This window comes from Variovorax sp. 20P10.2.4 (assembly GCF_058244205.1).
The window spans coordinates 1-8,154 of sequence record NZ_JBZAYE010000323.1 but is presented as its reverse complement, the minus strand read 5'-3'; the positions used below and the strand labels follow the sequence as shown (position 1 = coordinate 8,154).

The window sequence follows — 8,154 nt, the reverse complement described above, 5'->3', positions numbered from 1 at the left end:
CTCGCGCGGCTTTCGTCTTTGGAGAGGGCTCAGCCGCCCGAGATCGACGGCCCCGCGACAGGCACCGCCTGCGCACGATGTTGCTGCGGACCCCACAGCGGCACGCGCTCGAAGTCCTGCACCCATTGCGGGATGTCGCAGGCCGACAGCGGCATCGAGATGCCGTAGCCCTGGGCCAGCGTGCAACCCATCTCGAGCAGCGCCTCGCCGAGCTCGAGCGTCTCGACGCCCTCGGCCACGGGCGTGCGGCCCAGCGCCTTGAGCAGCGCTAGGATGCCCTGCACGATCGCGCGGTCCTGCTCGCTCTCGAGCATGCCGCGGATGAAGGACTGGTCGATCTTGACCGAGGACACGGGCAACTGGCGCAGGTAGGTCAGCGAGGAATAGCCGGTGCCGAAGTCGTCGATGGCGACCGGCACGCCCAGGCCCTTGCAGGCCTCGACGAAACGCGCCACGGTGGAGAACTTGCTGATGGCGGTGGTCTCGAGGATCTCGAGCTCGAGCGTGCCAGCGCCCAGCTTGGGGAACTGCGCCAGGTGCTGCGCGAGCCGGTCGACGAAGTCCCAGCGCATCATGTGGCGCGGGCTCACGTTGACGCTGATCGCGGTGCGCAGGCCGGCCGAACGCCATTCGTGCGCCTGGCGCAGCGCCGCGCCGATCACCCAGTCGCCCATGCGCTCGGCGAGCTCGTCGCCCTCGGTGAGCGGCACGAACTGCCCGGGCTGCAGCAGGCCGCGCTCGGGATGCTGCCAGCGGATCAGCGCCTCGACGCCCACCATCACGCCGCGCTGCATGTCGACCTTGGGCTGGTAGCAGAGGAAGAATTCGTCGCGCTCCAGGCCTTCCTGGATGCGCTGGCGCGCGCGCACCATCTGCTCGTCGGCATGGGCCTGCGGCGCGTCGAAGTAATGCACCCGGCCGTCGCCCGCGCGCTTGGCGAAGAAGGCCGCATGGCTGGCCTGGCGCAGCGCGAGCTCGGGCGGCGGGCCGCTGGCGTCGAGCAACCGCGCACCGAGGCTGGCCTCGAGGCTGACGGCATGGCCGCGCCATTCCCAGGGTTCGGACAGCGCGGCCAGCATGCGTTCGAGCACCTGGTGGCATTGCGAATTGCCGATGCCCGCGAACACGGCCGCGAACTCGTCGCCACCGACATGGGCCAGCAGACCCTCGCGCGGCAGCTGGGCCTTGAGGCGGCGGCGTGCTTCCTCGAGTGCGGCGTTGCCGCCGGCCATGCCCAGGCGCTGGTTCACGTCGGCGAAACGATCGAGGTCGATGAAGCAGACGATGGCCAGCCGCTTGCCCTCGCGGGCCCAGTCGGCCAGCAGCGGGCGCAGCACCTCATCGGGCGGAAGGCGGTTGAGTCCGGAATCCGGCAGGGCCATGGCGGGAGGTTGCTTGGTCGACAAAGGGCTGAGTCCGGAAAATCGCAATCTATTGTTCTCTCAAAACTGACCGTGGAGCGATCCGTGCGGGGCGAATTGTGAGGTTCGCGGTCTTCGCGCAACACCGTGGCACCCAAGCGTTCGCGGATGCGGCGCCTGGAACGGGGAAGCGGGATCGAAGTGGCGGGTCGGGCTCTCTTCTATTGGCAGCTCGCTCCCACGATGCGGCCCGAGGGTTCGACCCTCACGTTGAGCCGGGTCGGATCGAGCACGGGGTCGGACGGGTCGGTGACCAGCAGGGTGCGCGCGAACTTCGCGCCGCTGCGCTGGCGCATTTCCTCGAGCAGCGGCGCGGTGACGCGCAGGCCCAGCGCGAAGCGCACACCCTCGGCCAGACAGCTTTCGGGCGGCGGCGCGAAGGCCGGCGGCTCCGGCACCTCGGAGGTAAGGGGACGGTCCTTGGGCGGCGCCTGGCAGCCGGCGGCCAGCAGGAGCAGCGCCGTGAGAGAAAGCCAGTGTCGGCCGTGGATGCGCATTCGGGGGTTCCTTGAACGGGGCGTAGCTTAGTCGGGCGCGGACGCGAATTTGGGCGATCTGGGCGAAACGAGAACAAAAGTATCGACAAAATTCACGATCTCCCTACTGGATTCGGGAGGGGAAACGTTTGCGCAATCTTGGCATGCGATCCGGCGCCCGGTCCAGTGGAGATGACACGCCGATCTCCGACTGTGCCATCGGCGCCAGCCACCGTATCCTCGGAACACCCGGCCCGGCGCCGCCTTCAGAACCCTGGACACACACCGATGAGCCCTGCCTCCAAGACCTCGGCCCCCGCCGCCCTCCCCGGCCAACCCGCGCCGCACGACCTGCTGGTGAACGTGCCGCGGCTGATCTCGGCCTACTACAGCGGCCGGCCCGATCCCTCGGTGGCCGCGCAGCGCGTGGCCTTCGGCACCTCGGGCCACCGCGGCTCGTCCTTCGACAACGGCTTCAACGAATGGCACGTGCTCGCGATCAGCCAAGCGATCTGCGACTACCGACGCCAGAAGGGCATCGACGGGCCGCTGTTCCTCGGCATCGACACCCATGCGCTCTCGACACCCGCCTTCAACAGCGCGGTCGAGGTGCTGGCGGCCAACGGCGTCGAGCTGATGCTCTCGCAGGACGACGAATACACGCCCACGCCCGCGGTGTCGCACGCGATCCTGGTCTACAACCGCGGTCGCACCACCGGGTTGGCCGACGGCATCGTGATCACGCCCTCGCACAACCCGCCCGAGAGCGGCGGCTTCAAGTACAACCCGCCCAACGGCGGACCTGCCGGCACCGACATCACCTCGGCTGTCGAAGCCGCCGCCAACGGCTTCCTGGCCAACGGCCTGCAGGGCGTGAAGCGGCTGCCCCTGGCGCAGGCGCTCAAGGCCTCGACCACGCACCGGCACGACTACCTGAACACCTATGTGGAGGACTTGGCGCAGGTGCTCGACATGGACGCCATCCGCGGCGTGCAGATCGACCTGGGCGTCGATCCGCTGGGCGGCGCGGGCGTGCACTACTGGCCCGCGATCGCCGAGCGCTACAAGCTCTCGCGCCTGACGGTGCTGAGCCAGGAGGTCGACCCGACCTTCCGCTTCATGTCGCTCGACTGGGACGGCCGCATCCGCATGGACCCGTCCTCGCCCGATGCGATGCACCAGTTGATCGCGCTCAAGGACCGCTTCGGCATCGCCTTCGCCTGCGACACCGACCACGACCGCCACGGCGTGGTGGCGGGCAGCAGCGGCCTGATGCAGCCCAACAGCTACCTCGCGGTGATGATCGACTACCTCTACACGCACCGCCCCGACTGGCCCGCCGCCGCGGCCGTCGGCAAGACCGTGGTGAGCAGCCGCATGATCGACCGCGTGGCCCAGCGCCTGGGGCGCCGTCTCTACGAGGTGCCGGTGGGCTTCAAGTGGTTCGTCGACGGGCTGGTCGACGGCTCGCTGGCCTTCGGCGGCGAAGAAAGCGCGGGCGCGACCTTCCTGCGCCGCGACGGCACGGCCTGGACCACCGACAAGGACGGCATCGTGCCGGCGCTGCTGTCGGCCGAGATCGCCGCGCGCACCGGGCGCGATCCGGGCGAGCGCTATGCCGAGCTCACGCAGGCGCTGGGCCGACCGGTCTCCGACCGCGTCGACGCGGCGGCCACGGTCGAGCAGAAGAAGCGGCTGTCGAGCCTGTCGCCCGCGCAGATCCGCTCGACCGAGCTCGCGGGCGAGAAGATCGTCGAGGTGCTGAGCCATGCGCCCGGCAACGGCGCGGCCATCGGCGGCGTGAAGGTGATCACCGAGAACGGCTGGTTCGCGGCGCGTCCCTCGGGCACCGAGAACATCTACAAGATCTACGGCGAGAGCTTCCAGGGACAGGAGCATCTCGCGCGCATCCTCGAGGAAGCGCAGCAGGTGGTGGACGGCGCGCTCGCGGCGCCCTGAAGCCGGTCGCGCGATGCGCACGCTGCCCCTGCGCCTCTCGCCCGGCGACGACCTGCGCGCGGCGCTCGACCGCGTGCTCGCGCAGCAGGCGGTGGACGCCGCCTTCGTGCTCTCGGGCATCGGCAGCCTGCGCGGTGCGCGGATCCGCTTCGCGGGCGCGCCCGAGCCCGCGGCACTCGAGGGCGACCTGGAGATCCTCACGCTCGCGGGCTCGCTCTCGCCCACGGGCTCGCACCTGCACATCAGCGTGGCGGACGCGCAGGGCCGCGTCTGGGGCGGCCATGCGGCGCCGGGCTGCGTGGTGCGCACCACCGCTGAAGTGTTGCTGGCGCTGCTGCCCGAATGGCGCTTCTCGCGCGAGCACGACGAGGCCACGGGCTATGCCGAACTGAGGATGCGCGAGAAAACGCTGGATCGCGACTGAGCCGGACAGGGCCTCAGTGCGGCTTGTCGTTGAGGTCGTACTTCATGACGCGGCCATGCCGCCCCTCGATGTCGCGCTCGACCTCGTAGACGTCGCCGCTGTCCGGGCGGCGCTGCGCGAGCACCGCGGCGAGCGCCGCGAGGTCGGCCGCATCGAGCTGCAACGCGAGCATGCGCAGGTGGTCGGGCAGATGGTCACCGCGGCGCACGCCGACGATCACGGCCGCCACCTCGGGCTGCGCGAGCACCCAGCGCATCGCGACCGCCGACAGCGAGGTGCCGTGCCGCTGCGCGATCTTCTGCAAGGCTTGCAGCAGTGCCTGGAACAGATCCCAGCCGCCGAAGTCGTCGATGATCAGCTTGTATTTGACCAGCGAGCGGTTCTCCAGCGGCTCGGCCGGTTCGCTCACGCCGAGCCAGCGTTCCGAGAGAAAGCCGCCAGCCACGCTGCCGTAGCACAGCAGCTTGACGCCGGCCTGCGCGCACCAGGCCGCGAGCCGCGTGCGCGGCCGCTGGTCGAGCAGCGAGTACTGCACCTGCATGCTGCGCAGCGGCAGGCCCGCGTCGCCCAGTTCGCGCGCGCGCTGCGTGTCGAAGTTGGTGCCGCCCAGCAGTTCGATCTTGCCGGCGCGCTGCAGCTCGGCCAGCCAGTGCGCGACCTCGACATAGCGCGGCACGCGGTAGTCCCACCAGTGGAACTGCACCAGGTCGAGCCGCTCGACGCCGAGGCGGCGCAGCGAGCGGTCGATGGTCTGTTCGACCTGCTGCTTGTCGATGCTCGGCAGCAGCGCGAGGTCGGGCACGAACTTGGTGTGCACGCGCAGCTGCGCGAGGCTGTCGGCGCCGTGGCGCGCGCGGTGCTCGCGGCGGAACTCGCCGATCAGTTCCTCGACGCCGGTGTAGATGTCGGCGCAGTCGAAGGTCGTGATGCCGGCCTGGTAGTAGGCCGACATGTCGGCGATGGCCGCGGCGCGGTCGATGCCGCCATGGCCGCCGGCAAGCTGCCAGCCGCCCTTGAGCATGCGCGAGATGGAATAGCCGGGGGCGAGTTCGGTGCGGGGGACGGTGCTCATGGTCGAAGGTCAGAAGGGTGGACCACGGCCGTGGTGTCGGCGTGGCGGAAGACGCGCGTGCCGATGCGCGTGATGCGCAGGCGCGAGGGGCAGTTCGGATCGGGACAGGCGATCTCGGCATCGGTGCTCATCCAGTCGTTGCCGTCGGTGGCACGCTGCTTGGCGGCCAGCAGCGGCAGCACCGCGCCCAGCGAGTAGATCGAGAAGCCCTGCCCCGGCGGCAGGTGCAGCATCTCGCCGCGCAACTCGAAGTGGTCGCCGGGCTGGCCGCAGTAGATGCGCGCGCCCTCGGGCGCGACCACCTCGACGCGCAGGTCGTGCAGCGTGAAGCTGCGCTCGGACGCGGAATCGGTCGGTGTGCTCATGGGAGGCTCCTGCTCAGGGATTGGGCGGTGTCACCGACAGGATGATCTCGGTCGGCGCCTGCGAGGCGTTCATGTAGCGATGCGGCAGCCGCGCGTCGAAGGAGATGCTCTCGCCGGCCTGCAGCGGGTAGTCGACGCCCGCGACCTGTGCCACCAGCGCGCCGGCCACCACGTAGACGCACTCGGCCGAGGCATGGCCGCGCGGCTCGTCGGCCGACATCTGGCCCGGCTGCAGCACCGCGCGCAGCACCTCGAGCTGGCCCACGCCGGCGGTCAGCCGCTCGTAGGCGACTTGGCCCTGCGGCGCCGTGAGCATCGCGCGCCGTCCCGGCCGGCTGACCCAGACGGTGGGCGGCGCGGGGTCGGAGAACAGCGAGGACACCGACTCGCCGAACACGCCGGCCAGCCGGCGCAGGGTTTCGAGGCTGGGGTCGGTGACCGCGCGCTCGATCTGGCTCAGCAAGGTGGCCGACACGCCGGCCTGGGCCGCGAGCTCGCGCAACGAGAGGCCGCGTGCGGTGCGCAGTTCCTTGAGCCGTTCGCCGATCATGGGTGGGAATTTCCTTTTGTGCAGTCTGACAGCACGAATGAGGCAATGCTATGTGCCATGACGGTGCACGTCAAGATGGCTGGACGCCCAGGATTGGCGCGTTATTTGCAAGGAAAACCCGAACTCGACCCGCTTGTGCTTCGTGCACTTTCGCTGCACACTCCGCGCCCATCTCGTGCAGCAGCACTTCACAGGAGTTTCGAATGGCCGGCCCGTCTCCCTCCTCCATCGCATCGCCTCCCCGCCGCCGCGCCTACCGATGGCTGCTGGCCTTCCCCTTCGTCTGGCAGGCCGGCCTCGCGCCCGTGGTCAACGACATCGCGCTGCGGCCCTTCGGCCTGCCGTTCCCGATGGCCTGGCAGATGGCGGGCATCGTGCTCACGAGCGTGGCGATCGCGCTGGTGTTCCGGCTCGACGCGCGCCATGGCGTGGAGGACGAGGAAGCCGACTTCCTCGCGCGGCACCAGGACGCCGGCACCGACGGCCACGGGAGCGCGCGATGAAGCTCGCGATCGTCCTGGCCATCCTGCTCGCCACGGTCGCGGGCGCCATCGCCTATGGCCGCCGCACCCGGCGCGCCGCCACCTTGGCCGAATGGGCCGTCGGCGGCCGCAGCCTCGGCACCCTGCTGTTCTGGTTCATGAACGCGGGCGAGGTCTACACCACCTTCGCGGTGCTCGGCATCTCGGGCTATGCCTGGGCGCTGGGCGCGCCGGCCTACCTGGCCTTCTGCTCGGTGTCGATGAGCTATGCGGTCGGCTACTGGCTGATGCCGAAGATCTGGCGCGCGGGGCGCATCGGGCGCCTGCTCACGCAGTCCGACTTCTTCGCCGCGCGCTACGAGGCGCCCTGGCTCGGCGTGCTCACCGGCGTGGTCGGCATCGCCTCGCTGGTGGTCTACGTGCAGATCCAGCTCGTGAGCCTGGGCCTGATCGTGCAGCTCACGCTCGACGGCGCGGTGTCGAGCGAGGCCGCGACCATCGGCGCGGGCCTGTTGATGATCGCCTTCGTGTTCGTGGCCGGCGTGCGCTCGGCGGCCTTCGCGGCCGGCGTGAAAGACGTGCTGATGGTGCTGGTCGTGGTGCTGCTGAGCGTGACGGTGGCGAGCAAGGTGGGCGCGGCCTCGCTGCTCGACCTGTTCGCGCTGGCCGAGGCGAAGCATCCGGGCATCGGCAGCTTTCCGGGCCTCGATGCGAGCTCGCCGACCACCGCGATCTGGCTCATGACCTCGGCCATCAACATCGCGCTGGGCAACTGGGTGTTCCCGCACCTGTTCCAGATGTCGTACACGGCGCACAGCGCCACCGCGATCCGGCGCAACGCGATCTGGCAGCCGATCTACTCGCTGGCCTATTTCTTCATCATCCTGCTGGGCTTCGCGGCGCTGATCGCAGGCACGCAGCCGCCGGGCGGCAACCTCAACGCGGCGCTGCTGCAGTTCGTGTCCGACCGCTATCCGGCCTGGACCGTGGGCCTGCTCGCGGGCACCGGCTTCCTGCTGGCGCTGGCGCCGGGCTCGCTGCTGCTGCTGACGGCCGGCTCGATCTTCACGCGCAACGTGGTGCGGCCCTTCAGGCCCGCGCTCGGCGAAGGCGCGGCGCTCGCGCTGTCGCGCGGCTCGCTGGTGTGCTTCGCGGCGATCGCCGTGTGGTTGTCGATCAGCCAGAAGGGCTCGCTGGTGAAGATCCTGCTCGACGCCTATTCGGCCATCGGCATGCTGGCGCCCGGCGTGTTCCTCGGCTTCCTCTGGAAGCGCACCAGCGCGCTCGGCGTGCTGGCCGGGCTGCTCGCGGGCTTCGCGGCCCTGCTCGCGCCGCCGGCCGCGAAGTTCTGGGCGACCGCGCTGCCGCAATGGGAAGCCGGGCTGATCGCGATGGCGATCAATGC

General features: G+C 70.1%; 9 protein-coding genes. 4 read left to right on the top strand and 5 right to left on the bottom strand.

Annotation, left to right across the window (positions count from 1 at the left end; translation table 11 throughout):
• Positions 1 to 29: 29 nt before the first annotated feature.
• Complete coding sequence (locus tag AC27VN_RS25255) at positions 30 to 1,382, bottom strand: putative bifunctional diguanylate cyclase/phosphodiesterase (protein WP_490878296.1); 1,353 nt, start codon at positions 1,380 to 1,382, stop codon at positions 30 to 32.
• Positions 1,383 to 1,582: 200 nt separating this feature from the next.
• The gene (locus tag AC27VN_RS25250; protein ID WP_296782794.1) at positions 1,583 to 1,918 is read right to left on the bottom strand and encodes a hypothetical protein; all 336 of its coding nucleotides are present in this window, start codon (positions 1,916 to 1,918) and stop codon (positions 1,583 to 1,585) included.
• 267 nt (positions 1,919 to 2,185) lie between these two features.
• On the opposite strand from AC27VN_RS25250, the gene pgm reads away from it, so the two are divergent.
• Together pgm and AC27VN_RS25240 are read left to right on the top strand one after the other, a co-directional pair.
• On the top strand, positions 2,186 to 3,856 hold the full coding sequence (gene pgm / locus AC27VN_RS25245; protein ID WP_490878295.1) for a phosphoglucomutase (alpha-D-glucose-1,6-bisphosphate-dependent): 1,671 nt from the start codon (positions 2,186 to 2,188) through the stop codon (positions 3,854 to 3,856).
• A 13-nt stretch (positions 3,857 to 3,869) separates the two neighbouring features.
• Positions 3,870 to 4,280: a PPC domain-containing DNA-binding protein gene (locus tag AC27VN_RS25240; RefSeq protein ID WP_490878294.1), complete on the top strand. Its 411-nt coding sequence runs from the start codon at positions 3,870 to 3,872 to the stop codon at positions 4,278 to 4,280.
• A 13-nt stretch (positions 4,281 to 4,293) separates the two neighbouring features.
• Here the strand turns inward: AC27VN_RS25240 and AC27VN_RS25235 are convergent, their stop codons facing one another.
• Genes AC27VN_RS25235 through AC27VN_RS25225 form a run of 3 tightly spaced genes read right to left on the bottom strand, consistent with a single transcriptional unit; the run spans position 4,294 to position 6,267 of the window.
• Entirely contained in the window at positions 4,294 to 5,352 is a 1,059-nt protein-coding gene (locus AC27VN_RS25235) for an aldo/keto reductase (RefSeq protein ID WP_490878293.1), read from the bottom strand.
• Positions 5,349 to 5,717: a TIGR04076 family protein gene (locus tag AC27VN_RS25230; protein ID WP_296794473.1), complete on the bottom strand. Its 369-nt coding sequence runs from the start codon at positions 5,715 to 5,717 to the stop codon at positions 5,349 to 5,351. The genes AC27VN_RS25235 and AC27VN_RS25230 overlap by 4 nt, the downstream gene beginning before the upstream one ends.
• Positions 5,718 to 5,730: 13 nt before the next feature.
• A complete protein-coding gene (locus AC27VN_RS25225) occupies positions 5,731 to 6,267 on the bottom strand; it encodes a cupin domain-containing protein (RefSeq protein ID WP_490878292.1) in 537 nt (178 codons plus the stop codon).
• Between the two features lie 203 nt (positions 6,268 to 6,470).
• On the opposite strand from AC27VN_RS25225, the gene AC27VN_RS25220 reads away from it, so the two are divergent.
• Together AC27VN_RS25220 and AC27VN_RS25215 are read left to right on the top strand one after the other, a co-directional pair.
• On the top strand, positions 6,471 to 6,770 hold the full coding sequence (locus tag AC27VN_RS25220) for a DUF3311 domain-containing protein (protein ID WP_203201107.1): 300 nt from the start codon (positions 6,471 to 6,473) through the stop codon (positions 6,768 to 6,770).
• Positions 6,767 to 8,154 (top strand): sodium:solute symporter family protein (locus AC27VN_RS25215; protein ID WP_490878291.1); only part of this gene is annotated, 1,388 nt, incomplete at its 3' end. The genes AC27VN_RS25220 and AC27VN_RS25215, both read left to right, overlap by 4 nt.